General features: G+C 69.3%; 1 pseudogene. It reads left to right on the forward strand.

The features are described 5' to 3' along the window. Positions 1-283: pseudogene (locus tag PUR61_RS33165) on the forward strand (transposase); the annotation flags it as partial.

Consider the following 283-nt stretch of genomic DNA (forward strand, 5'->3'; position numbering starts at 1 on the left):
GCTGGCGGCGATCGTGTTCGTCGCGACGTCGGGGTGCACGTGGGCCCAGCTGCCGCCCTGTTTCGGTCCGTCCGGGCCCACCGCGCACCGGCGCTTCACCGAGTGGAGCAGGGCCCGGGTGTGGGCCAAGCTCCACCGGGTCGTCCTGGACGAGCTCGGCGCACGGGGCGAGCTGGACTGGTCGAGGTGCGCGGTCGACTCGGTGAACATGAGGGCGCTGAAAAAGGGGAGTTGACGGGTCCGAATCCTGTCGATCGGGGCAAATACGGGTCGAAGATCCACC

It is taken from the genome of Streptomyces sp. BE20 (genome assembly GCF_036322525.1).
Taxonomy (GTDB): domain Bacteria; phylum Actinomycetota; class Actinomycetes; order Streptomycetales; family Streptomycetaceae; genus Kitasatospora.